Source organism: Skermanella rosea (genome assembly GCF_016806835.2).
GTDB lineage: Bacteria > Pseudomonadota > Alphaproteobacteria > Azospirillales > Azospirillaceae > Skermanella > Skermanella rosea.
The window spans coordinates 4,256,379-4,282,297 of sequence record NZ_CP086111.1 but is presented as its reverse complement, the minus strand read 5'-3'; the positions used below and the strand labels follow the sequence as shown (position 1 = coordinate 4,282,297).

The 25,919-nt window shown below is 68.7% G+C and carries 24 protein-coding genes; 8 read left to right on the top strand and 16 right to left on the bottom strand.

Annotated elements, in window-relative coordinates:
• Positions 1-51: 51 nt before the first annotated feature.
• The 3 genes from JL101_RS19985 to JL101_RS19975 all read left to right on the top strand — a co-directional run bounded on the left by JL101_RS19985 (position 52) and on the right by JL101_RS19975 (position 1,745).
• A complete protein-coding gene (locus tag JL101_RS19985; RefSeq protein WP_203097649.1) occupies positions 52-381 on the top strand; it encodes a hypothetical protein in 330 nt (109 codons plus the stop codon).
• A 103-nt stretch (positions 382-484) separates the two neighbouring features.
• Positions 485-961 carry a hypothetical protein gene (locus JL101_RS19980; protein ID WP_203097650.1) on the top strand — a complete coding sequence of 159 codons (477 nt, stop codon included), beginning with the start codon at positions 485-487 and terminating at the stop codon, positions 959-961.
• Between the two features lie 46 nt (positions 962-1,007).
• Positions 1,008-1,745, top strand: coding sequence for an endonuclease III domain-containing protein (locus JL101_RS19975; RefSeq protein ID WP_203097651.1), 738 nt, complete (start codon positions 1,008-1,010; stop codon positions 1,743-1,745).
• Between the two features lie 18 nt (positions 1,746-1,763).
• On the opposite strand, the gene JL101_RS19970 is transcribed toward JL101_RS19975, so the two are convergent.
• A complete protein-coding gene (locus JL101_RS19970; RefSeq protein ID WP_203097652.1) occupies positions 1,764-3,098 on the bottom strand; it encodes a hypothetical protein in 1,335 nt (444 codons plus the stop codon).
• Positions 3,095-4,195 (bottom strand): hypothetical protein, encoded by a 1,101-nt coding sequence (locus JL101_RS19965; RefSeq protein ID WP_203097653.1) that lies wholly within the window; start codon positions 4,193-4,195, stop codon positions 3,095-3,097. Before JL101_RS19965 ends, JL101_RS19970 begins: the two co-directional genes overlap by 4 nt.
• Positions 4,196-4,438: 243 nt before the next feature.
• Here JL101_RS19965 and JL101_RS19960 point away from each other — a divergent pair, with 243 nt between their 5' ends.
• On the top strand, positions 4,439-5,878 hold the full coding sequence (locus JL101_RS19960; RefSeq protein WP_203097654.1) for a protein adenylyltransferase SelO: 1,440 nt from the start codon (positions 4,439-4,441) through the stop codon (positions 5,876-5,878).
• On the opposite strand, the gene JL101_RS19955 is transcribed toward JL101_RS19960, so the two are convergent.
• Complete coding sequence (locus JL101_RS19955; protein WP_203097655.1) at positions 5,859-6,206, bottom strand: hypothetical protein; 348 nt, start codon at positions 6,204-6,206, stop codon at positions 5,859-5,861. The two genes, JL101_RS19960 and JL101_RS19955, sit on opposite strands and share 20 nt — an antisense overlap.
• Positions 6,207-6,362: 156 nt before the next feature.
• On the opposite strand from JL101_RS19955, the gene ppk2 reads away from it, so the two are divergent.
• The gene (gene ppk2 / locus JL101_RS19950) at positions 6,363-7,310 is read left to right on the top strand and encodes a polyphosphate kinase 2 (RefSeq protein ID WP_228434990.1); all 948 of its coding nucleotides are present in this window, start codon (positions 6,363-6,365) and stop codon (positions 7,308-7,310) included.
• A 19-nt stretch (positions 7,311-7,329) separates the two neighbouring features.
• On the opposite strand, the gene JL101_RS19945 is transcribed toward ppk2, so the two are convergent.
• The 9 genes from JL101_RS19945 to JL101_RS19905 all read right to left on the bottom strand — a co-directional run bounded on the left by JL101_RS19945 (position 7,330) and on the right by JL101_RS19905 (position 15,059).
• Positions 7,330-9,015: an ABC transporter permease gene (locus JL101_RS19945; protein ID WP_203097656.1), complete on the bottom strand. Its 1,686-nt coding sequence runs from the start codon at positions 9,013-9,015 to the stop codon at positions 7,330-7,332.
• A 126-nt stretch (positions 9,016-9,141) separates the two neighbouring features.
• On the bottom strand, positions 9,142-9,792 hold the full coding sequence (gene upp / locus JL101_RS19940) for a uracil phosphoribosyltransferase (RefSeq protein WP_158046673.1): 651 nt from the start codon (positions 9,790-9,792) through the stop codon (positions 9,142-9,144).
• Positions 9,793-10,028: 236 nt separating this feature from the next.
• Positions 10,029-10,328 (bottom strand): 50S ribosomal protein L28, encoded by a 300-nt coding sequence (gene rpmB, locus JL101_RS19935; RefSeq protein ID WP_203097657.1) that lies wholly within the window; start codon positions 10,326-10,328, stop codon positions 10,029-10,031.
• A 116-nt stretch (positions 10,329-10,444) separates the two neighbouring features.
• Positions 10,445-11,329 (bottom strand): glutamate racemase, encoded by an 885-nt coding sequence (murI, locus tag JL101_RS19930; RefSeq protein WP_203097658.1) that lies wholly within the window; start codon positions 11,327-11,329, stop codon positions 10,445-10,447.
• Positions 11,330-11,429: 100 nt separating this feature from the next.
• Positions 11,430-12,101 carry a thiaminase II gene (tenA, locus tag JL101_RS19925; RefSeq protein WP_203097659.1) on the bottom strand — a complete coding sequence of 224 codons (672 nt, stop codon included), beginning with the start codon at positions 12,099-12,101 and terminating at the stop codon, positions 11,430-11,432.
• Positions 12,102-12,107: 6 nt separating this feature from the next.
• Complete coding sequence (locus JL101_RS19920) at positions 12,108-12,437, bottom strand: ferredoxin family 2Fe-2S iron-sulfur cluster binding protein (protein ID WP_158046668.1); 330 nt, start codon at positions 12,435-12,437, stop codon at positions 12,108-12,110.
• A gap of 150 nt (positions 12,438-12,587) precedes the next feature.
• Positions 12,588-13,256, bottom strand: a complete 669-nt coding sequence (locus JL101_RS19915) for a molecular chaperone DnaJ (protein ID WP_203097660.1) — start codon at positions 13,254-13,256, stop codon at positions 12,588-12,590.
• 154 nt (positions 13,257-13,410) lie between these two features.
• Positions 13,411-14,553, bottom strand: a complete 1,143-nt coding sequence (locus JL101_RS19910) for a cysteine desulfurase family protein (RefSeq protein WP_203097661.1) — start codon at positions 14,551-14,553, stop codon at positions 13,411-13,413.
• A gap of 29 nt (positions 14,554-14,582) precedes the next feature.
• Positions 14,583-15,059: an Rrf2 family transcriptional regulator gene (locus JL101_RS19905; protein WP_203097662.1), complete on the bottom strand. Its 477-nt coding sequence runs from the start codon at positions 15,057-15,059 to the stop codon at positions 14,583-14,585.
• A 367-nt stretch (positions 15,060-15,426) separates the two neighbouring features.
• Between JL101_RS19905 and JL101_RS19900 the strand changes: the two genes are divergently transcribed.
• Entirely contained in the window at positions 15,427-16,089 is a 663-nt protein-coding gene (locus JL101_RS19900; RefSeq protein WP_203097663.1) for an alpha/beta hydrolase, read from the top strand.
• A gap of 7 nt (positions 16,090-16,096) precedes the next feature.
• On the opposite strand, the gene JL101_RS19895 is transcribed toward JL101_RS19900, so the two are convergent.
• From JL101_RS19895 to JL101_RS19885, 3 genes are all read right to left on the bottom strand, one after another.
• Positions 16,097-16,324: a helix-turn-helix transcriptional regulator gene (locus JL101_RS19895; protein ID WP_203097664.1), complete on the bottom strand. Its 228-nt coding sequence runs from the start codon at positions 16,322-16,324 to the stop codon at positions 16,097-16,099.
• Positions 16,317-16,787 carry a HipA N-terminal domain-containing protein gene (locus JL101_RS19890; protein ID WP_203097665.1) on the bottom strand — a complete coding sequence of 157 codons (471 nt, stop codon included), beginning with the start codon at positions 16,785-16,787 and terminating at the stop codon, positions 16,317-16,319. The genes JL101_RS19895 and JL101_RS19890 overlap by 8 nt, the downstream gene beginning before the upstream one ends.
• A gap of 92 nt (positions 16,788-16,879) precedes the next feature.
• Complete coding sequence (locus JL101_RS19885; protein WP_203097666.1) at positions 16,880-17,950, bottom strand: anhydro-N-acetylmuramic acid kinase; 1,071 nt, start codon at positions 17,948-17,950, stop codon at positions 16,880-16,882.
• A gap of 150 nt (positions 17,951-18,100) precedes the next feature.
• On the opposite strand from JL101_RS19885, the gene tyrS reads away from it, so the two are divergent.
• Positions 18,101-19,354, top strand: coding sequence for a tyrosine--tRNA ligase (gene tyrS, locus JL101_RS19880; RefSeq protein WP_203097667.1), 1,254 nt, complete (start codon positions 18,101-18,103; stop codon positions 19,352-19,354).
• 27 nt (positions 19,355-19,381) lie between these two features.
• Here tyrS and JL101_RS19875 read toward each other — a convergent pair whose 3' ends face one another.
• Positions 19,382-22,582 carry a YhdP family protein gene (locus JL101_RS19875; protein ID WP_203097668.1) on the bottom strand — a complete coding sequence of 1,067 codons (3,201 nt, stop codon included), beginning with the start codon at positions 22,580-22,582 and terminating at the stop codon, positions 19,382-19,384.
• Between the two features lie 147 nt (positions 22,583-22,729).
• Here JL101_RS19875 and JL101_RS19870 point away from each other — a divergent pair, with 147 nt between their 5' ends.
• A complete protein-coding gene (locus JL101_RS19870) occupies positions 22,730-25,720 on the top strand; it encodes a bifunctional [glutamine synthetase] adenylyltransferase/[glutamine synthetase]-adenylyl-L-tyrosine phosphorylase (RefSeq protein WP_203097669.1) in 2,991 nt (996 codons plus the stop codon).
• Positions 25,721-25,919: the final 199 nt, after the last annotated feature.

Below are 25,919 nucleotides of genomic sequence, written 5' to 3'. Positions count from 1 at the left end.
TTTCGCTAATGTCACCGGCGCGGATCGATCGCCGCCACGCCGGAGGACGCGATGACCTTGATCGACATCGGCAGGGATTTTTCCCTGGTCACGGGCGGCCGCCATCGCAGCGGCGGCCCCCATAGCGCCGAGGCGTTCCGCGACGACCTGCTGGTCCCGGCCCTGCGGCGGGGGGACACGGTGGTGGTGAGAATAGGTGGTCCGTCCTATTCCATGGCGTGGCTCCAGGAGGTTTTCGCTACTCTCGACACCGCAGGTTTTTCGCGCGAAGACCTCGCCCGCCGTATCGTCATAGAAGCGGACGGGGAGTATCGCCGCACGAAGCTGGCGATCGAATCCTACATCCTCGGGCTGCCGCTGCCCTCCGACTCCCTGGAATAAAGTCCTCCGACCGTCGAGCCGCCCCTTGGCTCCGGACCAACTCGCGGTTATAGTGAACAAACATAGAACATCCGTTTGCAAACTATGGCTCGGGGGCGAATCCATGTGGGAGGACAAGGCGTTCCTGGGCAGCCTCCTCGGCGGCGCGCTGGGCGGCGCGATGCTGACGGCGCTGACCAATACCGCATTGAACCGCATGGGCCTGCGCAGCGGCGACCTGTCGGCGCGGATCGACGATCTCTGCCGCGACATCGAGCGCTTCGCCGAGGCCGGCGTACGCACCTGGAGCCTGCCGGCCGCCGAACTGGGCGTCGAGGGGGTCCGCCTGCGCGCCGAGATCCTCGGCCTGCAGCGCCGGATCGAGCTGTGGCTCGACCTGCTCGACCGCGAGAGCTGGGTGTTCCGGTTCGACGCGGACGCCGACCTGATCGGCCTGTTCGAGGCGGTCAGCGGCGGCGACTTCGCCGAATCGGGTCGCCGCGCCGATCCTTTCCGTTGCCAGGACATCCAGCGTCGGGCCGCCGGACTGGTTGTGACGGTCCGGCGTTCCCGCCGGACCCTGCTGCATGGGCTTTTCTGAGAAGCCGTTCGTCCTAAGTCACTGTTTCTGCGACAGGAGGTTGCCGATGACCGGGAAGCTGGACGATCTGACCGCGAAGGTGCTGGAGATCCACCACAGGCTCTGCGTCGCCTACGACTGTCCGGTGGCCTATTTCCACAGCCTGGACCCGCTCAGCGAGCTGGTGTCGTCCCTGCTGTCCCATCGGACCCGCAATGCCGATTCGGGCCGGGCCTTCAAGGCGCTGCGGGCGGCCTATCCGGACTGGACGGCGGTGCGCGATGCGCCGACGGACGAGATCCAGCAGGTGATCTCCGGAGTGACCTGGCCGGAACAGAAGGCTCCGCGCCTGCAGCAGATCCTGCGCGGAATCACCGAGCGGCGAGGGGGCGAGCTGTCGCTCGACTTCCTGGCGGACCTGCCGGTCACCGAGGCGAGAGCCTGGCTGGAGGCCCTGTCCGGCGTCGGTCCCAAGACCAGCGCCGCCGTGCTTAGCTTCAGCACGCTGCGGCGGCCGGCCCTGCCGGTGGACAGCCATCATCATCGGGTCGCCGTCCGCACCGGCATGATCCCGGCCACCCTCGCCGTCGGTCCCGCCCATGCCGTCCTGTCTGCCCAACTGCCGGAGGAATGGACCGCGCAGCAGATCTACGATAACCACGAAGTCATGATGCTGCACGGCCAGCGCTGCTGCTATTTCCGGAATCCGGCCTGCGGCCGCTGCGTCCTGCTCGACCTCTGTCCGACCGGGCAGCGGAAGCAGGCGCCGCGCGCGGACGCCGAGGCGGAGCGGCCGACCGCGTGACGGGGCATCGGGGCCGGCTCACCCCGCGGCGGCGAGCAGCTTGGCCTTCAGCTCCTTCACTCGATCGTAGCCTTCGACGATGTCGCACAGCCGCAGCCGATCCACGATGATCTGGTTGATATCGGCGCGGGGCAGTCCGCACCTGACCGCGGACCGGATCTGCTCGATCGCCTCCGCCTCCATCGATCTGGTGATGGAGTCGAACTTGGCCTTGGTCTGGTGCTCGATCTTGAGCGAGCGCGACAGGTCCCTGAACTGGCGGAGCGCCGAGGCGCGGTCCTCGGCCTCCGCCACCTCGGCGTCGCTGGAGGTGCCGGGATTGGTCGCGACCGCCGCGCGGGAGGCCGCCGCTTTTCCGGCGGTGCGGTCCAGGTTGTCCATCACGAAGTCTCCGATCGCCCGGCGCGTCCGGTCGAGCGTGCGGTTGTCGATGTTGGCCGTTCCCCACTGGCGCTTGCGGCCCAGGCTGTCCAGACTGCTGACCAGCCGGCTGGCGACCTTGGCCGCCACCTGGATGTCGGTCTCCGGGATGTCGATCAGCCGTTCCGCATCGTCGCCCAGCCGGTCGATCACCGACTGGGTCAGGTCGCCGACCAGCATGTCGCGCTGCCGCTGGGTCGCCTGGAGCTTCACCCGCTCCAGAAGCTCCAGGATCTTCGCCGGCTCTCCCGACAGGGACAGCAGGATGCGGGTCAGCAGCGAGACGTCCTCGGGGGTCGGCAGGGTGACGAAGGCTTCCTCGATCAGCTGGACATGGTGTGCCTGGAGGTCGTCGAACGGCTTGGGCGGCAGATCGGCCTTCATGCGCTCGATCTGCGCGCCGAGCTGCAGGAAGCCGCTCATCTCGGCGATCTGCACCAGCACGTCGTCGTCGCGCCCGATCCGTTCGATCCGGAGGCGCCCGTCGAGCTGGGCCCGCTTGACGAAATCCGCCAGGATCCCGGCCGCCACCGGCCACAGGCGCTCCCCCAGGGCCAGCATGAAGGTCGTGTCCAGGGTCGTCTTGCCCGTCAGCTCGGCCCTGATCGCGGCGGCCTTCTGGGCGCCCAGGCCGCCTTCGACCAGGTCGACCACCGGGCGGATGATGGCGCGGTTGAACCGCCGGGTGCCGCGCCGGTAGCGGAGCGGCGTGTCCAGCAGGTCCTCCACCGGGGAGAACAGGATCCGGGCCATGGACAGCGGGCGCGGGGGCTTCAGCCAGAAGAGCCGGTGGCGGACCTTGGCGATCGCGTCGTCCAGCTGCGTCCGTTCCGGCAGCGTGTCCACCATCCTGACGATCTGGACCAGCTTCTCGTCCGACGCCTGGGCGATCGCGACGCTCAGTTGCTGCAGTTCGGCCCAGTTCAGCGTCATCGCATGGCTCCCTTCAGCAACTCGTTCCGGACGACCTGGTCACGGAGGTTCCTGCCGGTGCGCCAATCCTGGTTCAGCCGCACCCACTTGCGCTGGATCGTCCGGGCTTCCTGCTCGAGCCCGCTTTCGCTCCATTCCGAAACCTCCTTGGGCATCACCGGGATGAGCCTCGCGAGGTCCAGGATAACGTCGCGCTGCCGCTCGTGCGGCTCGTTCGCGACCGAACTCCACAATGATACGATGTAGGACCACCCGTCCAGCAGCCACGCGAGGCGCGACATCTGGCCGCTGACTATCTTGGAATCGCGGTCCCAGTTGCGCATGATGCTCAGCACGTTGCGGAGCATCGCGTCCGTTTCCACCAGGGCGAGTCGCGCCATCGTGGTGGTGTGGATCGCGACCTGGACGGCGAACCGGCCCACCTCGGCGGCGCCGGAGATGTCCCGGCTCTGCCATTGGGACACGGTCTCCTGGAACGAGTCCAGGTCGAGCAGCAGGCGCCGAAGCCGGCCGGGCGCCGGCGCCCAGGGCAGCCCGACCGAGAAGGTCGACCGGGTCAGGCTCTCGATCCGCTGGTAGAGGATCTCCGGCGAGATGTTGAGCGCCCCCGAGACCTGGAAGATCGCCCGCTTCATGCGGGCTTCGGTATCCTCGCCGGGACGGCCCGTCATGAGTTCCTGGGCCGAGATGCCGGCCAGCTTGAGCAGGTCGACGACCAGCAGGAAGTTGGTCAGCAGCGCCTCCTCCTTCTCCTGGCCGAGAAGGGCCTGGGCGCGGCGCATGGCGTCACGGCCGGCCAGCCCTTCCGCCGCGACTCCGAGCGTCGCGGTGCGCACGGTGGCGGGATCGATCCGCTCGACGCGCAGCACGGACTCGTAGAGCGCGTGGTCGTGCATGGTGATCGTGGCGAACTGCACCAGGGAGCGCCAAGCCAATATATAAGAGCCCCGGCCCCCGGCGAGATTCGGCAGGATAAGTTCCACGGCGTCGCCGTTCGCCTGCCTGATGCGCGCCTGGACGAGCAACGGCGTGGTGAAGTCGACCGCCACCCCCCGCTGGGCGAAGGTGGACGGAGCGAACTCCGCCGGTTTTTCCATGATCTGTCCGATTAGATCGGCCGAACTCATTCAGAAGCTCTCCAGGTGGGCGACGCTCGACGCCTTTCCGAATATCACATCGGCGTTAATGCAATATATCACTGGAATGGATTGGATTTTATTACTTGTCCGCGGAACCGGCGTATCGTGATGGTTATCCGTGGCGCATGTTGGCCTTGGTACAGGTGCCGGTGCCGTATCGTTGCGGCACCTTGGCGAAACCATTCTGATCGGGGATCACCCATGGCCGAACCGGACCCAGCCGGATTTCTTCCCGCCCGTCACCACGAGGAGTTGGGGGACGCCTTCTTCGACGCGGTGGAGCCCGCGGATTTCCCCAAGCATGTCCTGCGCTGGCGCAACGACCGCTGGGCCGACCGGGTCGGACTGGGAAATCTGACCGAGACCGAGTGGATCGCGCATTTCGGCCGCTTCGAACCGCTGCCCGGCAGCCTGGAACGGCCGCTGGCGCTGCGCTACCACGGCCATCAGTTCCGCAACTACAATCCGCAGCTCGGCGACGGCCGGGGCTTCCTGTTCGCCCAGCTCCGCGACCCGGTGGACGGACGCCTGCTCGACCTCGGCACCAAGGGCAGCGGCGAGACGCCGTGGTCGCGCGGGGCGGACGGCCGCCTGACGCTGAAGGGCGGCATCCGGGAGGTCCTGGCGACCGAGCTGCTGGAGGCCCGCGGCGTCAACACCTCCAAAAGCTTCAGCCTGATCGAGACCGGCGAGAACCTGTTCCGGGGCGACGAGCCGTCACCGACCCGCTCGTCCGTGCTAGTCCGGCTCAGCCATTCCCACCTCCGGATCGGCACCTTCCAGCGCCTGGCCTATCTGGGCGACCAGACCAGCCTGCGGCGGCTGGTGGACCATGGCATCCGTCATTACATGCCGGACGCCTGGAGCGAGGACGAGGGCGCGCGGACCCTGGCCTTCTTCGAGCGCGCCTGCGCGAACGTCGCCCGCATGGGCGCGGAATGGACCGCCGCCGGTTTCGTCCACGGTGTCATCAACACCGACAACGTGACCATGACGGGCGAGAGCTTCGACTATGGTCCCTACCGTTTCCTGCCGGTGTACGATCCCAAATTCGTCGCGGCCTATTTCGATCAGGCCGGGCTGTACGCCTTCGGCCGCCAGCCCAACGCGCTGCGCTGGAACCTGTGCCGGCTGGCCGAATGCCTGCTTCCCTTCACGTCGCCGGCCAAGCTGGAACTCGCGGTCAACGGATTCGACGCCCTGTTCGCCGGGGCGCTGGCCCGGGCGACCCTGGACCGGCTGGCGCTGGAGCACGGCGAGCCTGCCGCGGACCTTGATTTCGTCAGTGCGCTGTACGGCTTCATGGCGTCGAGCCGGGTGCCGTTCGAACGCTTCTTCTTCGACTGGCGCGGCGGCCCGGAGAGCGAGCGGCGCGCCGGGGAAAGCCCGGTCGCCGAACTCTATGCCGGGGACGATTTCGCCCCGGTCCGCGCCGGCCTGGTGGAACGGCGGCCGACGCCGGCCGCCAACCTGTCGCATCCCTACTTCAGGGGCGAGCCCTGCACGCTTCTGATCGAGGAGATCGAAGCCCTATGGGCGCCGATCGCCGAGGCGGACGACTGGTCCGCATGGCACGCCAAGCTGCGGGAGATCGCGACCGCGGCGGATGCCTTCGGCACCCTCATTCCCGGGCGCAGCTGACCCGGCCCACCGCCGTGTAGCGGCAGACCATGCCGGTGCTGAAGCGGAACTTCTCCGTCCCTTCGCGCCGCACCGCGGTTCCGTTGGAGAACTGGACCCAGCCGAGCGAGTCCATGTGGGCCTGGATCCCGTTGGAGAACAGAAGCTCGCCCTTGGGCGACTTCGCCACCTTGACGCCGTCGGACATGATGATGTCGTTGGCGCCGTCGCGGAAGGCGGCGATCCCGTGCGAGCACCGGACGCCGCCGATCGAGACTTCGCAGGTGAAGGGCTGCTGGTGTGGACCCAGGGCGACCATCGCGAAAACCGCGACTTCCAGCACGTTCATGATCACAGCGAAGTTCCCAGGCACCCCATAACCGATGAGCGGGGTATATCCCGGTAACGGTAAAGATACCTTTTAGCGCCATGCCGCCCGCTGTTCCGCGGCAGCGGTAATGTGTCCCATCCTCCCGTCAGTCGATTCGGTTGTAATACTGTTGACATGATTGGAACCAGCCACCGGGTGGATGCGGCCATGGGCGACGTGAAGACGGGCGGGAAGAAAAAGAAGAAGGCGGTCCTGGAACTGGCGGGGGAGGTGCTGCGCGACGCCCGGGAGGTCGCCGCGGTCGAGGCCCACTGGCACGACATGGCGACCGGTCACGTGCCGGGCAAACCGGTGAAGAAGTACAAGTACGTCGACGAGCTGGCGAAGCTGCAGTTCGAGCTGATCAAGCTCCAGGAATGGGTGCGGGTCGAGGGGCTGAAGGTCTGCATCATCTTCGAGGGACGCGACGCGGCCGGCAAGGGCGGCGTGATCAAGCGCATCGCCGAGAGTCTGAACCCGCGCGTCTGCCGAATCGTGGCGCTGGGCACCCCGACCGAGAAGGAGCGGGGGCAATGGTACTTCCAGCGCTACGCCGCCCAGCTGCCCGCCAAGGGAGAGATCGTCCTGTTCGACCGCAGCTGGTACAACCGCGCCGGCGTCGAGAAGGTGATGGGCTTCTGCACCGACGACGAATACAAGGAGTTCCTGCGCTCCTGCCCGCTGTTCGAGGAGATGCTGGTGGAGTCCGGCATCATCCTGATCAAGTACTGGTTCTCGGTCAGCGACGAGGAGCAGGAGCGCCGCTTCATCGAGCGCACCACCAACCCGATCAAGCGCTGGAAGCTGAGCCCGATGGACCTGGAGTCGCGCAAGCACTGGGTCGAGTACTCCCAGGCCAAGGACGTCATGCTGAAGCACACCGACCTGAAGCGCACGCCCTGGTACATCGTCGACGCCGACAACAAGAAGCGCGCCCGCCTGAACTGCATCGCCCACCTGCTCCGCCAGATCCCCTACAAGGACCTGCTGCCCGAAGCGCTGGAACTGCCGCCGCGGCAGGAGGACACGGGATACAAGCGCCCGGCGAAGTCGGATCAGCGGTGGGTGCCGGGGATTTATTGAAGGGGCGTTCCGATCCGCCTCAATCCTCCGCGTGGCCGGGCCGCGAGCGGGTGATGGCGATGCTCAGCAGGATCACCGGCAGGATGCCGACGGCGACGATCGCCAGCGCCGGGGCCGACGCTTCGGCCAGGCGCTCGTCGGCGGCCAACTGGTATGTGCGCACCGCCAGCGTGTCGAAGTTGAAGGGGCGGACGATCAGGGTCGCGGGCAGCTCCTTCATCACGTCGACGAACACCAGCAGGCCCGCCGTCAGCAGGCTGCCCAGCATCAGCGGCGCGTGGACCTTGACCAGCGTGCGCGACGGGGTCTGGCCCAGCACGCGGGAGGCCTGGTCCATGTTGGGCCGGATCTTGCCCAGGCTGGCCTCGATCGTGTTGAACGACACGGCCAGGAAGCGGACCAGATAGGCGAACACCAGCGCCGCGATCGTGCCGCTCAGCAGCAGGCCGGTGGAGATGCCGAAATGCTCCACCATGAAGGCGTCGAGCGCGTTGTCCAGCCGGGCGAACGGGATCAGCACGCCGATGGCGATCACCGAGCCCGGCACCGCGTAGCCCATCGAGGCGACCCGCACGGCGCCTTTCAGGACGGGGGAGGGGCGGAGCCGCAGCCCGTAGGCGAGGACGACGGCCAGGGTGACCGCCAGGACGGAGGTCAGCGCCGCCAGCACGATGCTGTTGGTCGCCAGGGTCCAGAACATCCGCCCCAGCAGCGCGTCGCCTTCCTCGAAGGTGAAGTCCAGCAGCGCCGCCGCGGGCACGAAGAAGCCCAGCAGCAGCGGCAGCGTGCAGGCCGCCAGCGCCGCGGCGCCACGCAGGCCGCGCAGGCGATAGCTGGGCAGGCGGCGGTACCGGCTGGTGGTGTGGTGGAACTTGGCGGCCCCCCGCGACCAGCGCTCCATCAGCATCAGCACCAGCACGAACAGCATCAGCACGGAGGCGAGCTGCGCCGCCGCGACCGGCTGGCCCATGGCGAACCAGGTCCGGTAGATGCCGGTGGTGAAGGTGTCCACGGCGAAGTACTGTACCGTGCCGAAGTCGGCCAGCACTTCCATCAGGACCAGCGCCAGCCCCGCGACGATGGCCGGCCGCGCCAGGGGCAGCGCCACGCCGAAGAAGCTGCGGTAGGGGCCTCGCCCCAGGGTCCGGCTGACCTCCAGCACGCAGACCGACTGTTCCAGGAAGGCGGCGCGCGACAGCAGATAGACGTAGGGGTACAGCACCAGCGTCAGCATCGCGACGGCGCCACCCAGCGATCGGATGTTGGGGAACCAGTAGTCGTGGCGGGTCCAGCCGGTCAGCTCGCGCAGCGTCGTCTGCACCGGTCCTACGAACTGCAGCAGGTCGGTATAGACATAGGCCATGACATAGGCCGGAACCGCCATGGGCAGCAGGAGCGCCCATTCCAGCACGCGGCTGCCGGGAAACCGGCACATGGTTACCAGCCAGGCCGTTCCGACGCCGATCACCAGCGTGCCGGCCCCGACGCCCAGGACCAGCTTCACCGTGTTGCCCAGGTAATAGGGCAGCACCGTTGAGGCGAGGTGGGACCATACGCCGTCGGTCGGGATGAAGATACGACTCACCACCACCACCACCGGAAGGGCCACAAGGCAGGCGATCAGCAGGGTGGCGGCCGTCCAGCCGCTCGGCAGCAGGCGATGGCGGACTCGGTCGGCGGCGGTGCTCAGGGCGTTGAGGGTCAAGGATTCGACTTCGCTGGAACGGGGTTCACCGGGAAACCGCTATCGTTCCATATGCTGCTAATAAGTCGCAATGACAAGATCGACGCACCCGCCCCGGTTCGGGGCAGGTCCGCGCCGGGAGCGGGGCTACTTGGTGCCGAACATCCGGTCGCCGGCGTCGCCCAGGCCAGGGACGATATAGGCGTTCTCGTCCAGGTGGCTGTCGAGCGCCGCGGTGAAGACCGCCACGTCGGGGTGCGACTTCTGGAACACGCGCACGCCTTCCGGCGCCGCGACCAGGGCCATGAAGCGGATGTTGCGGTCCTCGACGCCGTGGCGGTTCAGCACGTCGCAGGCATAGGCGGCGGAGTTGCCGGTCGCCAGCATGGGGTCGACCAGGACGAAGATGCGGCCCTCGGGCTCCGGCAGCTTGACCAGATACTCCACCGGCTGCTTCGTCTCGTGGTCGCGGTAAAGGCCGATATGGCCCTCGCGCGCGGACGGCACCAACTCGTGCAGGCCCTGGGCCATGCCCAGGCCGGCGCGCAGGATCGGCACGATGGCGAGCTTCTTGCCGGCCAGCACCGGGGCATCCATCGGCGCCAGCGGAGTCTCGATCCGCTCCGTCGTCATGGGCAGGTCGCGGGTGATCTCATAACCCATCAGCAGCGCGATCTCCTTCAGGAGGGCACGGAACCCCATGGTCGAGCGGTTCCGGTCGCGCATATGGCTGAGTTTATGCTGGATCAGCGGATGGCTCAGGATGAACAGGTTCGGAAAGTCGGGATGTGTCTGCATGGGGCGGGCTTTTCCGAAGCTGTTGGAACGAATCGGTCAAATGGACTGCGGCAGAATAGCGCGCGGAAACGGAGCGAGAAAGGGCGGTTATGGGCTGGGTCGCGGCCGGCGAAGTCCCGGACGCCACGGGCCGGAAAAGACTGGAGCCGGCACGCTTGCGCGGCCGGCTCCAATCCAACGAACTCAATGCTGCCGATCCCGGTGCCGGCTCCCTCGCCGGGGAACCGTCCGGCCGGTCAGGCGGCGGTCTGCTGCTGCTCGACCTTGGCAGCGATGCGGCGCTTGATGCGGCGCGCTTCGAGGCTCAGGGTCGCGTCCTTGGTGTCGAGCAGGAAGGCGTCGAGGCCGCCCTTGTGCTCGATCGTGCGGATCGCGTTGGTCGACAGGCGCAGGCGGACCATGCTGCCCAGAGCGTCGCTCAGCAGCGAGGTTTCCTGCAGGTTCGGATGAAAGCGGCGGCGATTCTTGTTGTTGGCGTGGCTGACGTTGTTGCCAAACATCACGCCCTTGCCGGTCACGGCGCAACGTCGTGCCATCGGACAGGTCCTTAACTCTGTGAACACAAAAACCAGGTCCGGACGGCACCTCCGCCCGGCGGAAGCGGGTTTATAGGCAGGCCATCCGGAGAAGTCAAGCCGAGGGGACCCCGAAATCAAACTTCCAGCGGCCGGGACGGCAGGGCAGGTCCGGTCATTGGGGAAGCCTGCTGCAGGTCGACCAGCTCCACCATGGCCGGCGTGATCGGGAAGGGCAGGAAGTTCGCGGCGACGCGGGCGAAGCGGTCGGGAGCGTCGGTCGCCAGCAGGCGGATCTCCGCCGGGAAATGCAAGCTGCGGGAGGCGACCCCTGCGCGCTCCAGCATCAGGGCGACCCTGTCGGCGGTTGTGCGGGCGCTGTCCACCAGGGCCACGCCGGGGCCGACCACCGTCTCCAGCACGGGACTCAGAAGCGGGAAATGGGTGCAGCCCAGCACCAGGGTATCCGGCCTGGAGCCGGCGTCCTTGTCCGCGAACAGGGGCGCCAGATAGCGCCGCGCGGCGGCTTCGGCCACCGGCCCGTCGAGCCAGCCTTCCTCCGCGAGCGCCACGAACACCGAGCAGGCCTGGGTGGCGACGTCGGCGTCGCCCCGGATCCGGCGGATCGCCGCCTCGTAGGCGCCGGCCCGCGCCGTGCTCTCGGTCGCGATCACCGCGATCCGCCCGCTGGCCGATGCGGCGCAGGCCGCCTCGGCGCCCGGCTCGATCACGCCGGTCACCTCGATCTGGGGATAGGCGTCGCGGAGCGCGTCGAGCGCGTGGGCCGACGCGGTGTTGCAGGCGATTACCAGCAGCTTGACGCCGCGCCCGACCAGCAGCCCCGCCGCCTGGACCGCGTAGCGGGCGATCGTCTCGGGGCTCTTGGTGCCGTAGGGCAGGCGGGCGGTGTCGCCCAGGTAGAGCAGCTGCTCGGTCGGCAGCCGCTCGCGGAGCGCCCGCAGCACGGTCAGGCCGCCGACACCGCTGTCGAAGATGCCGATCGGCCGGTCATGGAAGGTCATGGAGACTCACCGGAGGGAGGGCCAGGGGAAAGGATGCCCCGACCCTGGCCCAATATGGTGAAGACGCGGTTAATCAAGATTGCCGCCAACTGCGGCACGCTCAGGGCAGCAGCTTCAGGCCCATCTCCCAGAATCCGGCCTCCAGCCGGCTCGCGGTCGTGAAGGTGCGGGCCAGATCGGGGAACCGCGCCTCCCCGCCGCGCCGCCCGTACAGGCCGTCGAGCTGGGCGACCTCGGCGGCCGCGACCGACCGGTATTCCTCGCCGGCATACATCTCGATCCAGGCGCGGTAGGGGTTTCCCTCCAGGCGCGTCGCCGGATCGGCCGTCAGTTCCGCCGCGATCTCCGCGTAGCCGACGATGCAGGGCGCCAGCGCCACGTGCAGGTCGAGCAGGTCGCCGGCCGTGCCGCGTTCCAGCACGTAGCGGGTATAGGCCAAGGTGCCGGTCGCCTCGGGAGAGGCCGCCATGGCCGCTTCGTCCAGGCCCCATCCGGCGCAGAACCGGACGTGCAGCCCCATTTCCAGGTCCAGGATCGCCGAGAGCGACGCGCCCGCCTGCCGCATGTCGGCCAGGGTGTCGCTCTTGTAGACCGCCAGCGCGTAGGCGCGGGCGAAATGGATCAGGAACAGGTAATCCTGGATCAGGTAATGGCGGAACGAGGCTTCGGGCAGGCTGCCGTCGCCCAGCCGGCGGACGAACTCGTGGCGGGTATAGCCCGTCCATTCCGGTCCCGCCGCCTCCTTCAGGCGGTCGAACAGGCGTGCGGCCATCGGGCGTCAGCCCATCATGTTGCGCGTGCCGGACGGCAGCCGGACGGTCAGGCCGTCAAGCTCCTCGGACATGATGATCTGGCAGCCCAGGCGGGAGGTCTTGGTCAGGCCGAAGGCGAGGTCCAGCATATCCTCCTCGTCCTCGGACGCGTCGGTCAGCAGGTCGTACCATTCGGGTTCGACGATCACGTGGCAGGTCGAGCAGGCCAACGAGCCCTCGCACGCCCCTTCCAGGTCGATGTCGTTGCGATGGGCGATTTCCAGCACCGACAGGCCCAGGGGCGCATCCACGTCGCGCTTGTTGCCCTCGGTGTCGATGAATGTGATCTTCGGCATGATGCCACAACTCCGTCGTTCTTCTCTTACCGGTCGAAAACCCGAGACGCGGGACTAAAGGTTCGACCTATCGCCCCGTCAAGCGAATCCTTCATTATTTCCACCGAATTCCCCCGCGTGTCCTTCCGGCGTGTCTCCCCGCGGACCGTCTCAGGGAGCGTCGCCGCGCAGGCCGGGACGCCGCTGCCGCGCCGCGCCAGCGAGCGCTTCGAGCCGTTCCAGCCGGTGGACGATGCGTGCAGCGGCGTCCAGGTCCTCGGCGCGGAACGCGGACGACAGGTCGTGGATGCATTGCTCCGTGCCGCGCGCGGCTTGGTTGGCCACCCTGTCCAGTTCCGCCGTGTCGCCGGCATCCGCCAGGGCCGCCTCCATCCCGTCAATCTCCGGATCGGCGGGGGGCGGCTGCGCGGCGCCGGCGCCATGGGCGATGTCGAGCAGGAACCGGGCGCGGCGGATCGGATCGCGCAGCGTGTCGTAGGCGTGCCTGAAGGTGTCGAATTGCGCCCGCGCGTTGGATTTCTCCCGCGGGCCCTTGCTCTCGAACCGTTCCGGCGCGAGGGTCCGGCGGAAGCCGGCGAACTGCCGCTCCAGCGCCGCGGGGTCGAGGTCGAAGCGGACCGGCAGCCCCAGCCGCGTGAACGGATCGATCGAGCGCGGCGGCTGCACCGTGCCGCAGTTGTGGCAGAACAGCGCGCGCGGCGAGACCGAATGCGAGCAGAGCCAGCACGGGACCAGGTCTCCCGCCACCGTTCCAGGCCCGCCGCCGATCCTGCCTTTTCCCGAGCCGCCGCGTGGCCCGCCGCCCTTGCGTTCAATCATGCCGCATCGCTTTTGAATGTCATGGAGCCTGTGCCCGCGGTGACGGAACCCGTACCCCGCGGGCTGGCCTGCGTCTTTACAGATCCTGCGTCTTTACAGATAAGGTGCCTTCCGGGCAACGCCATACGTCGCGGCCAGACCGTTTGGCAAACCGTCAGGGCCCGGCCAGGGCGCGCGCCCGGCGGCGGCACAGCGCGCTCCAGGCATCCACGAAACGGTCGACGTCCTCCGGCTTCGTCGCCCAACCCAGGCTGACCCGGATGGCGGAGGACGCCCCGCCGGCATCCACGCCCATCGCGGTCAGCACGTGCGACGGCTTGACCTTGCCGCTGGAGCAGGCCGAGCCGGCGCTGACCGCCACGCCGGCCAGGTCCAGCGCCATGATCTGCGTTTCGCTGGGGATGCCCGGCATCGACACGCAGGTGGTGTTCGCCACCCGCGGTGCTGCCCTGCCATGGATCATCATCGGCACGCCGGCAGCCTCCGCCGCTCCGGCGATGCTTCGCTCCAGCCCGTCGCGCAGCCGACCCAGCCGGTCCGTCCCGTCCGCGGCGTTCCGGGCGATCCTGGCGGCGACGCCGAACCCGGCGATCCCGGCGACATTCTCGGTGCCGGCCCGGCGGCGCTGTTCCTGCCCGCCGCCGCGGAGCACGGGGGTGATCGGAATGCCGTCCCGCACCACCAGGGCGCCCACGCCGTGGGGACCGCCCAGCTTGTGGGCCGACAGGGTCATCAGGTCGATTCCCAGCGGGTCGGCGTCGATGGCGACGCGGCCGGCCCCCTGCACCGCGTCGCAATGGAACAGCGCGCCGTGGGCGCGGGCGAGGCGCGACGCCTCGGCAACCGGCTGGATCACGCCGGTCTCGTTGTTGACCAGCATGACCGAGACCAGGGCCGTACCGCCGCCCCGCGCCAGCATCCGGTCGAGCGCCGCGAGGTCGACCGTGCCGTCCGGCGTGACCGGGATCCGCTCCGCATCGGGAACGGTCTCCAGCACCGAGTCATGCTCGATCGCCGACACCAGCACGCGGCGGCCGCTCCCCCTCGCGGATGCCGTGGCCAACGCCGCCGTGTTCGCCTCGGTCCCGCCCGACGTGAACACGACTCGCGCCGGGGCGACGCCGGCCAGCGCCGCCACCTCGGCCCGCGCATCCTCCACCAGCCGGCGCGCGCGCCGGCCGAAACCATGGACGGAGGAAGGGTTGCCGGCGACTTCCAGCGCCGCCATCACGGCTTCGCGCACGGCGGGCAGGATGGGTGCGGTCGCGTTGTAGTCGAGATAGGCGGTGTCGGGCATCTGGGTCGGACTCTTCAGCTGCCGGGTTCCTATTCGGCCGCCGCCGCCCGGGGCTCGCTGACCGCTTCCGGCAGCATGACGTGGGACGAGCCGAGGATGCGGCGCTGGCAGACGTCGGCGACGGTGACGCTGCTGAGATAAAGATGGATCTGGTTGCCCAACTCCTCCCACAGGTCGTGGGTCAGGCAGCGGCTGCGGTTGGTCCTGCAGCCGGCCGGGGACCCGGCGGCGCAGCGGGTGGCGCGGATCGGCTCGTCGACCGCCAGGATGATGTCGGAGATCCGCATCGCGTCGGCCGGATGGGCCAGGAGATAACCGCCGCCGGGACCGCGGACGCTCTTGACGAGGCCGCCCTTGCGCAGCTTGGCGAACAGCTGCTCCAGGTATGAGAGCGAGATCTCCTGGCGCTCGGCGATGTCCGCAAGCGCGATCGGGCCGCCGCGGCTGCTGCTTGCAAGATCGACCATCGCCATCACGGCATACCGCCCCTTGGTGCTCAGTCTCACGTCGGCCTCCCTGTTCCTGTTCCCGGGCGGTGCATCGGCACTACCCCCGCGATGTCCCGGTGATCCCGCCATGGATTTGCTTGCGAAGATGCTTGATCACTCGGTTACTCGCTGTGATATAGTCGGCGGTCTTGTCGGACTGGTATGACCAACGTCTAGGCGATACCCGCTTGATGACGTTGGAAGTATCTTCCGATATATGATGACCCAGTGGAGTGGTCAAGTATTGCAACGGCGGGATCTTCTCATGCTCTGGTGAATATCCTACCCTCCGCCTCGGTCTTTCCCTGGCCGGGATTTTTCTCGAGCCCCGCCGCCCATGCCGCCAGGTATGGGACAACCTGTTTTCGCCGGGACCCACACCGCAATGCCCGAAGTAATGATCAATGGACCGGCCGGACGGATCGAAGGCCGGTATGTTCACGGCAAGCAGCCCAACGCTCCCGTCGCGCTGTTCCTGCACCCCCATCCCCATCACGGCGGAACCATGAACAACCGGGTGGTCTACACCCTGTTCCATGCGTTCGGCCGGCGCGGCTTCTCGACGCTGCGGTTCAATTTCCGGGGTGTCGGGCGAAGCCAGGGCAGCTACGACCGGGGCGAGGGGGAACTGAGCGACGCGGCCTCGGCGCTCGACTGGCTCCAGACCTTCAATCCCAACGCGTCGGCCTGCTGGATCGCCGGGCATTCGTTCGGCGCCTGGATCGGCATGCAGCTCCTGATGCGCCGCCCGGAAATCGACGGCTTCATCTCGGTCGCTCCGCCGGCCAATTCGTTCGACTTCAGCTTCCTCGCGCCGTGCCCGTCCTCGGGGCTGATCGTCCACGGCAACAAGGACGAGCTGGTGCCGGAGAACTCGGTCCACAAGCTGGTCAACAAGCTGTCGCACCAGCGCGACATCCGGATCGAGTACAAGGTCGTGGACGGCGCCACCCACCTGTTCTCCAACCATGTGGAAGCGCTCGACAAGCACGTGGACGACTACCTGGACGGCGCCCTGGGAAGCCGCATGGCGGCGGTCGCCGAATAGGCGGCCGTCAGCTTTCCGGGTCCTCTCCGCCCGGGCCGGCCTCCGCCAGCCCCAGCACGCCGAGCACGCGCCAGGCATTGACCAGGCGCAGGGTGCCTTCGCCCTTCTCCAGCGCGACGACGGTGGCGTGGTGGACGCCGGCCAGTTCGGCAAGCTCCTTCTGCGACAGCCGCTCCGCGACCCGTCGTTCCCGGGCCATCCGGCCGATGCGGCGCAGCGAGGGAAGCTTATCCATAGAGCCTCCTCCAGGCTTCGCGCACCGTCCCCCGATAGGCCGCGGCCTGCTCCTCGGGCAGGCCGAGCGGCTGGTCCAGTTCGACCGATGTCGCGGCGCGATCCAGAGACGCCGCCGCCACCTTGGGAGCGTTGCTTGCGGGATGTCCGGCAGGGTCTTCTATCCCGACCGCGCCGACGCAGTCGCGGACGTAGGCCAGGAGGATGCCGAAATCGTCCGCACCGTCGATTTCCGCATAGGCGCTCTGGCGCTGCCTCAGCCATCCTTCCGGACCGAGATGGGCGAAGAACGGGATGAGACCGTGGGGATCATCGTGGCTCGGCCGAGCGGCCGGGAGGGCGAAGCCGATGGTTTCGCGGAACCCGTCGGCATACTCGAAACGCGTTCCGCCCGCCGGTTCCTCGGTAAGGGTTCCGGCATGCAGGCCCTTGTAGGTGACGATCCCGTACCGGAGTGTAGCCATGGTATGGTTTTACGTACTCAGCCGCCCTCGGGGGGTGGCATTGGTACATCAAGCCATACCAGCACGTGGGTTGGTACGGAAAACCGTCCCGCTTAGGGCTCGTTGAAGCGCCCGCCGGTGAGGGGGCGGGGAACGCCGGTGGTGCCCGGCACGCTGAGCGACAGGCCGGCGCGGCTTCGGACCGCCAGATAGGCGAAGGCTTGCGCCTCCAACGCGTCGCCCTGCCAGCCGACGCTGTCCACCGGCTCGACCGGCACGCCCAGCATGTCCCGCAGCAGGTCCATCAGGAAGCCGTTCAGGCGACCGCCGCCGGTCACCAGCCAGCGCAGCGGCGGCTGGGGCAGCAGGGCCGCCGAGCGGGCGACCGCGCCCGCGGTGAAGGCGGTCAGGGTGGCGGCGCCGTCGGCGGCGTTCAGCGCCTCGACCGGCGAAACGTCGAAACCGTCGCGGTCGAGCGATTTCGGCGGCTGCTTCTTGAAATAGGGTGCTGCCAGAAGGCGGGCCAGGACGCCCTGGTCGATGGTGCCGGATGCCGCCAGGGCACCGTCGGCGTCGAACGGCCGGCCGGTGCGGGACAGGACCCAGTCGTCGATCAGGGCGTTGCCGGGGCCGGTGTCGAAAGCCAGCACGTCCTTGCCGCCACGCCGGCCCAGCCACGTCACGTTGGCCACGCCGCCGATGTTCAGCACCGCCAGGGGCCGGTCCAGATCCGCCGAGAGCGCCTGGTGGTACAGCGGGACCAGGGGAGCCCCCTGGCCGCCGGCGGCCACGTCGGCGCTGCGGAAGTCGTGGACCACGGGAATGCCGGTCAGCGAGGCCAGCAGCGCGCCGTCGCCGATCTGCCATGTACGGCGGCGCTCGGGGGCGTGCAGGATGGTGTGGCCGTGGAACCCGATCAGATCGATCGGACCGGTCCGTTCCGCCAGCCGGCGGACCACGCCGGCATGCAGTTCCGTCAGTTCGCGCTCGACCTCCCCGACGGGACCCCGGCCGCCGAGGCAGGCGCGCAGCCGCTCGCGGAAACCGTCCTCGTAGGGAACGGTGATGAAATCGCCGGTTTCGACATGGGTGAGGCCGTCGGTGCGGATCACCGCGGCGTCGATGCCGTCGAGCGACGTGCCGCTCATCAGGCCCAGGGCGGTCCGAACGGGGTTAAGCGTCATGATGGCTGCTATGGTGCTGGAAAAGAAGGGCGGGTGCCGCCCTGTTTCCCATGGGAAGGCTAAGGCGCGCAAGCCCCGCTGGCCCGGTCCGGCGGTTTGTGCTAACAGACGCCGCCCTCGGAACCATCCTTCAAGACCTGGACCCTAGAGATGAGCGATCTCCGTTCGGAATTCCTGCGCATCCTGACCACGCGCGGATTCATCCATCAGTGCACCGATCTGGAAGGCCTGGACGCGCTGGCCTCCGAGGGGATCGTGACCGCCTATATCGGCTTCGACTGCACGGCGGACAGCCTGCATGTCGGTCATCTGGTGTCGATCATGATGCTGCGCTGGCTGCAGCGCTGCGGGCACAAGCCGATCGTCCTGATGGGCGGCGGGACCACCAAGATCGGCGATCCGACGGGCCGCGACGAGAGCCGCAAGATGCTGACCGACGAGCAGATCTCGGCCAACATGGACGGCATCAAGCGGGTGTTCGGGCAGTTCCTGACCTTCGGCGACGGGCCGACCCACGCCGTCATGGTCAACAACGCCGACTGGCTGGAGAAGCTCGGCTACATCACGTTCCTGCGCGACATGGGCGTGCATTTCACGGTCAACCGCATGCTGACCTTCGACAGCGTCAAGCTGCGGCTGGAGCGTGAGCAGCCCATGACCTTCCTGGAATTCAACTACATGATCCTCCAGGCCTACGACTTCCTGGAACTGCACCGCCGCGTCGGCTGCCGGCTCCAGATGGGCGGCTCCGACCAGTGGGGCAACATCGTCAACGGCGTCGAGCTGGGCCGCCGGGTCGACCAGGCCGGCCTGTTCGGCCTGACCACCCCGCTGATGACGACCGCGTCGGGCACCAAGATGGGCAAGAGCCTGGGCGGGGCCGTCTGGCTCAACGCCGACCGGCTGTCGCCGTACGACTACTGGCAGTTCTGGCGCAATACCGAGGACGCCGACGTCGGCCGGTTCCTGCGCCTCTTCACCGAACTGCCGCTGGAAGAGATCGCCGACCTGGAGCGGCTGGAGGGGGCCGGGATCAACGAGGCCAAGAAGCGCCTGGCGTTCGAGACGACCCGGATGTGTCATGGCGAGGCCGCGGCGCAGGAAGCGGCCGAGACCGCCCGGCGCACCTTCGAGCAGGGCGGGCTGGCCGAGGGACTGCCGACGGTCGGGATCGCCCGCGCCGAGCTCGATGCCGGCATCCCGGTGATCGACCTGCTGGTCCGCGCCGACCTCGCGGCGTCGAAGGGCGAGGCCAAGCGCCTGATCAAGGGCGGCGGCGCCCGCCTGAACGACGCCGTCGTGGTCGAGGAGACGCAGGTGACCGGCACGGGCGACCTCAACGCCGAAGGCGTGCTGAAGCTGTCGGCTGGCAAGAAGCGCCACGCCCTGGTCAAGGCGGTGTGAGCCGGCGGTCCGCTCCTCCCCTCCGGTTCAGTCGCTCTCGGGATACTCGTAGACCCACGGGCTCTTCTTGTCCGAGCCGGCATCGTGGTCCAGGAAGAACAAGTTGCGCAGGAACCCCGGTGCCAGCACGGCCAGCGGATTGACGCGGACCGATGGGTCGTTCAGCGGCCCCTGGATCTGGTAAGTGGCGGCGAAGATCCCCTGGCCCTCGCCGCCGGTCAGGATATCGCCCAGCACGGGGATGGAGCCCAACAGGCGGTTCAGGCCATAGATCGGCACGATGGTGCCCTGAAGGTCCGCCTGCTCGGCTCCGACATCGACGGTTCCCTCCATGGTCAGGCCCAGCGCCGATCCGGAGGTGCGCACGTCGTCGAAGCGCACCTTCTCCTGCCGCTCCTCCCAGCTGAACTCGCCGTTCAGCTTGGCGAAGTTCAGGCCGCGGCCCTCCACGAGCTCGGCGAAGCCGCTGGGCGACACCGCGTTGAGCAGCCGGGCCAGCACCGGCGCGTTGACCATGGAATAATCGTTCATCTCGATCCGTCCGGCCAGCGGGCTGCCCGGTTTGGACGGGTCTGTGTGTCCGACGATGGTCAGGCTGCCGCCGCGGATATTGTCGAACAGGTCCAGGGCGTACAGCATCGCGCCGGCGTCGCCGGTCTCCAGCACCAGCCGGCGGCCAGCCGCCTCGGGCGCGTACTGGAGAACCAGATGGGAACCGGACTGGCCGACCCGGGCATTGACCTGGGCCGCGGTCCATCCCTCTTGGCCGCGCCGGAGATTCGCCGAGACTTCGCGCAGGCTCCGCCCTTCGCCCAGGACGACCTGGCCCAGTGCCGCCGTCACTTCGAGCGGAACCTTGTCCTCTCCGTCCCCGGGCTTGCCCTTCTCCCCGCCGTGGAGCGGGCGCAGGTCCAGGCTCTGCCCGGAAAGGTTCACCTTCCAGCCGCCCCCCGCCATCGGCGCCGCGTCGCCCGCAAGGCGCGTCGCCCCAAGCGACAGGCCGGCCATGGTCACGCCCCGGACCGCGCCGTCCGGCGCCAGGTCCACGGCACCGGTCGCCTTGAGCCCCGACGTGTCCACGGCGATGTCGGAAAGGCGGACGGCGTCGCCCTTGGCCAGTTCCAGCGTCGCGCGGGCGGTGCCTGGCGTTCCCGGCCGCTTGGCCCAGTCCAGGAGTTCGACCGCCATGCCGGCATCCCGCAGGTCCAGGTTGGCCGCGAGCCTGCCCTGACCCGGCTTCGCGACGGTATAGACGGCGTCCAGGCCGACCGGCCCGGTCAGGTAGGGCCGGGTGGGAAAGCCCAGCCGCTCGCGGTCGGCGTCGCCCACCTCGCCGCGCGCGGTGATCCGGGTCAGGACGTCGGCCTTGGACGAGAAGCTTTCCATCCAGCTGAAATCGGCCGGAATGCCGTTGACCCTCGCCTTGCCGGTGATCACGAGCTTCTGCGGGTCGAGCGCCAGCTCGCCGTCCGCCCTCGTCACCGGCAGGCGGGGCAGCAGGCCGCTGACCGACACGTCCGACAGCTTGCCCTTCGCGCCGAACACGATGTCGTCCACCGTCAGGCGGTTGAACAACGGGAACTTGAAGGTCAGCCGCGCGCTGGCCGATCCGCCGACCGACGACGGCTTCAGCCCCAGCTTGTCGGGGAAGCCGAGCGGCTTGTGGTTGAGCACCTCCAGCGCGGTCCGCAGCGGGCCGGAGACCGGGGTCGCGATGTCGATCGCCTGGTCCTTGCGGTCCAGCCCGGTGATCACGACCTTCGATGCTCCCACGGCCATGTCGCGGAGCTGCCCGCCCTCGGCGTCCACGGTCAGGGTGCTCGGGGAGATCCGGACCACCCCGTCCACCCCGGTGACCGGCGGCAGCTCCTTGAAATAGCGGACCTGCACGCCCTTGACCCGAATCTCGCTGTCCAGGGATTCCAGCTTGGACATGTCGGGCGCGTCCAGGTCGATCACCGCATGGGCGGTCGCTCGGGCCTGCTCGGCGCGCCCGGCCGACAGGTTCTCGGTGATCCAGGTGCGCGGGTTGACGGCGACGCCCCGGGGCCACAGCCGGCGCAGTTCGTCGATCGGCACGCCCGCGGCTTGGACGGTTCCGGTCACGTCGAGCCTGCGGTTGCCGAGATCGACCGCGACGGCGTTCAGCGAGATGGTCGGCCCGCTCCGATCCGGGCCGAGGGCCGCGGTGAATTCGTCCACCACGACGCGGCGCTTCAGGCTGTCGAACGAGGCTCGCAGCCGCGCGTCCGCCAGTTTCAGCGGTTCGGCATAAAAGTCGGGCAGGGTGAGGGTACCGTCGCGGCCGGAGACGTCGACCTGCGCCTCCATCGGGATGAAGGCGCGGTCGAGGCGAAGCTCTGCCTTGCCGTCCAGCACCATGGCGACGCCCGACAGTGCCGCCAGCGCGGGCGCCCGGTCGGCCAGGTCGGCCGGCGACAGGTTGCCGAACCGTCCCGTCACCTCGGTGATCCCGTCGGCGCTGCGGAACCGGAGCCGGGCATCCAGCCGGACGACGCGGTTGCCCATCTCCACGTCGAGCCGGGCGTCGCCGCCCAGGCCCGCCTCGTCGCGCCGAAGGATGACGTCGCCCCGCGGCGCCTGCCAGACCTGGCCGAGCAGCCGGTCGTCCAGGGTCAGGCGCGCACCGGAAATCCGCACCTCGGACAGGCGCGACAGCGGGCCGGGCCTGGTGCCGGGCGGCTGCTGCAGCGCGTCCAGCACCTCCTCGACCACGTCGACCTCGCCATGCTCGACCGGCAGGTCGCCGGTGCGGACGTCGACGTCGACCGTCCCGTCCGCCGCGCGTTGGAGCTGGATGTCCGGCTGGAAAACCCGGAGCACGGTCGGCTGGACATGGCCCTGCACCAGTTCGCGCATGTCGAAGCTGATGCCCAGCGCCGGCACCGCCGCGATCAGCGCGCCGGTCGGGCCGTAGATCCGGACATCGCGGGCGCGGATGTCGAATGCCTGGAAGTCGAACGCGTGTTCCCCGTCCTCGGTCCCCGTGCCGCCCCAGTTCAGCACGGTCTCGCCGATGTCGACCCGGACGCCCATCCGGGAGTCGTTCAGCGTCTGCTCGATCACCGGAGTCAGGAAATCGACCTGGATCGGACCGCCGGACAGACGCCACAGGAACAGCGCCACCACGACCGTCAGCCCGATCAGGACGGCGCTGACGGCCTCGATCAGCACGAGGCCGGTAAATCGTCCCGCCTTCCGGATCACCTCGACGCGTCCATCCCGATGACTGTCCCCCTGGCGAAAATACAGGCACCGTTCCCGGCGCCACGGTTGACCCGCACGCTTCCGGCGCGCAGTCTCGACCCCATCCCCGGCCCGCGCCGGACCTCCGCAGCGAACAGTTCAGCCGCCATGACAGCCGCCGACGCCCTTTTCGACCCAGCATCCCTGCCGAAGCCGGCCGACCCCAACGCGACCTCCCTCGGGATGGAACGCTGGGCTGAGCAGGCCGCCCGCTGCCCCGACGCCGAGGCCGCCGCGTTCGCCCGCGCATATGCCGAGGACCCGGCCGGCCGCCGGCTGCTGGAGGCGGTGTTCGGAAACTCCCCCTTCCTGACCCAGGCCATGGTGATGGACCTGCCCTTCGCCCGGCGCATGCTGACGGAGGGATGGGATGCCAGTTTCGAGGCCGAACTGGAAGCCGTCGGCGCCGAACTGGCCGGCGAACGCGACATGGCGCGCCTGATGGCGAGGCTGCGGGTCGCCAAGCGCCGGGTATCGCTGGTCACCGCGCTGGCCGACATGGCCGGAGGTTGGGACCTTGCCCGCGTGACCGGGGCGCTCAGCAGCTTCGCGGAGGACGCGCTCCGGCTGGCCTGCGACCATCTGCTGTCGAAAGCGGCGGCGGGCGGGGCGCTGATCCTTCCCGAACCGGAGCGGCCGTCGGTCGGGAGCGGTTTGATCGTTCTGGCCATGGGCAAGTTCGGGGCGCGAGAGCTCAATTATTCCAGTGATATCGATCTGATCGTCCTCTATGACGATCATGTCGTCCAGACTACCCAGCCGGACAACATGGCCCGGACCTTCGTACGTCTCGCCCGCGATCTTGTCCGCATTATGGAGGAACGTACGCGGGACGGCTACGTCTTCCGCACGGATCTCCGTTTGCGCCCGGATCCGGGCGCCACGCCTCTGGCGGTTTCGGTCTCGGCGGCGGAATCCTACTACGGCAGCCTGGGCCAGAACTGGGAGCGCGCGGCCATGATCAAGGCCCGCGCGGTCGCCGGCGACCTGGAGGCGGGGGCGCATTTCCTGCGCTTCCTGGTCCCCTTCATCTGGCGCCGCAGCCTGGATTTCGCGGCGATCCAGGACATCCACTCGATCAAGCGCCAGATCAACGCCCACCGGGGCTACCGGACGACCGCGGTCAACGGCCACAACGTCAAGCTGGGCCGCGGCGGCATCCGGGAGATCGAGTTCTTCGCCCAGACCCAGCAGCTGATCTTCGGCGGCCGCGACCCGACCCTTCGGACATCGGGCACGGTGGAGAGCCTGCTGGCGCTGGTCGCGGCCGGACGGATCGATCGTTCGGTCGCCGACGACCTGATCCGGTCCTATGCCTTCCTGCGCAAGGTCGAGCATCGAGTCCAGATGAGGGACGACCGCCAGACCCATACGCTTCCGGCGGACGACGGCGGGATCGCGGCGCTGGCCGCCTTCATGGGCTACGATGGGCCGGAGCCGTTCCGCGCCGACCTGCTCGGCACGCTGGACCTGGTGGAGGACCATTACGCGGCCCTGTTCGAGGAGGCGCCGCCCCTGGCCGGCGCGGGCAACCTCGTGTTCACCGGGACCGAGGACGATCCGGACACCCTGGCGACGCTCCGCGCCATGGGCTTCGGCAACCCGTCCGCCGTCGCCGCCGCGGTTCGGGCCTGGCACCATGGCCGTTACCGCGCGACGCGAAGCACCCGGTCGCGGGAACTGCTGACCGAACTGGCGCCGACCCTGCTGCGGGCGCTGGGCGACACGGCGAACCCGGACGACGCGTTCAACCGCTTCGACGAGTTCCTGGCAAGACTGCCGGCCGGCGTGCAGCTCTTCTCGATGTTCTACAGCAACCCCAACCTGCTGAACCTGGTGGCCGAGATCATGGGCAGCGCCCCGCGCCTCGCGGGAGTGCTCAGCCGCAACCCCAACCGGCTCGACGCGGTCCTGACGCCGGGCTTCTTCGACGGGCTGCCGGCCCGCGATGCGCTGGCCGAGCAGCTCGGCCTGCTGCTGCGCCAGGCGCGCGATTTCGAGGATGTGCTGAACATCACCCGGCGCTGGACCAACGACCAGATCGTCTGGGCCGGCATCCATATCCTGCGCAACATCACCGACGGCGAGCGCTGCGGACCCTTCCTGTCCGACGTCGCCGACCTCGGGCTGGCGGCCCTGGAGCCGCGCGTGACGGAGGAGTTCGCCCGCCGCCACGGCCGGTTCGACGGGCATGGGGTGGCGATCCTGGCGCTGGGCAAGCTGGGCAGCCGCCAGATGACCCTGCGCTCCGACCTGGACCTGATCATGGTGTACGACGTGCCGCCGGACCTGGGCACGTCCGACGGCGAGAAGCCGCTGGCGCCGAACGAGTATTTCATCCGGCTGACCCAGCGCATGATCAACGCCGTGACGGCGCCGACCGGCGAGGGCCGCCTCTACGAGGTTGACATGCGGCTTCGCCCCAGCGGCAATGCCGGACCCCTGGCGATCAGCCTGGAGAGCTTCTCCCGCTACCAGGCGAACGACGCCTGGACCTGGGAGCATATGGCGCTGACCCGCGCCCGGGTGATCCATGGGCCGCCCGGCCTCGTCGAGCGCCTGGAGGCCGCCGTGCGCGCGGTGCTGACGCGCCCGCGTGATCCCGACAAGCTGCTGCGCGACGTGTCGGAGATGCGCGCCCGGATCGACAAGGAGTTCGGCACGACGGACATATGGGACATCAAGTATGTCCGCGGCGGCACCATCGACGTGGAGTTCGTCGCCCAGTACCTGATGCTCCGCCACGCCTCGGAGCACCCGGAAATCCTCAGCGGCGACGCCGCGGCGTCCCTGCGCGCCGCGGCCCGCGCCGGAGTGCTGGATGGCAGGGTCGCGGACGATTTGTGCGCGGCGCTGTCCCTGTGGCGCCGCGTCCAGGGCTTCCTGCGCCTGACCACCGAGGGCCGGTTCGTCGCCGAGAAAGCCCCCGCCGGCCTGCGCCAGGCCCTGATCCGCGCCGCCTTCCCGGAAAGCGCGGATGACGCCGGCTTCGGCTTCGACGCGCTCGAAGCCAAGGCCCGCGGCATCGCCGCCCGGGCGCACCGCCATTTCGTCGATCTGGTGGACGAGCCGGCGGCGCGGCTGGCCGACCGGGGGTGACGCGACGCCGCTTGGCGAGGTCGTCTTTCCGGCAGTATCCCGCCAGTGTTCCGGCACAGTGGTCGTGAGTGGGTCGCCGTAGGTCGGCCTCGGCCGAAGGCCGACGCCGACAGCATGGCCGGAGCGTTGATGCAGGGCGTCGGCGTTCGCCCTGGCGGGCGAAGGCCGACCTACGGCGAATTGTTCTAAATCATTGTGC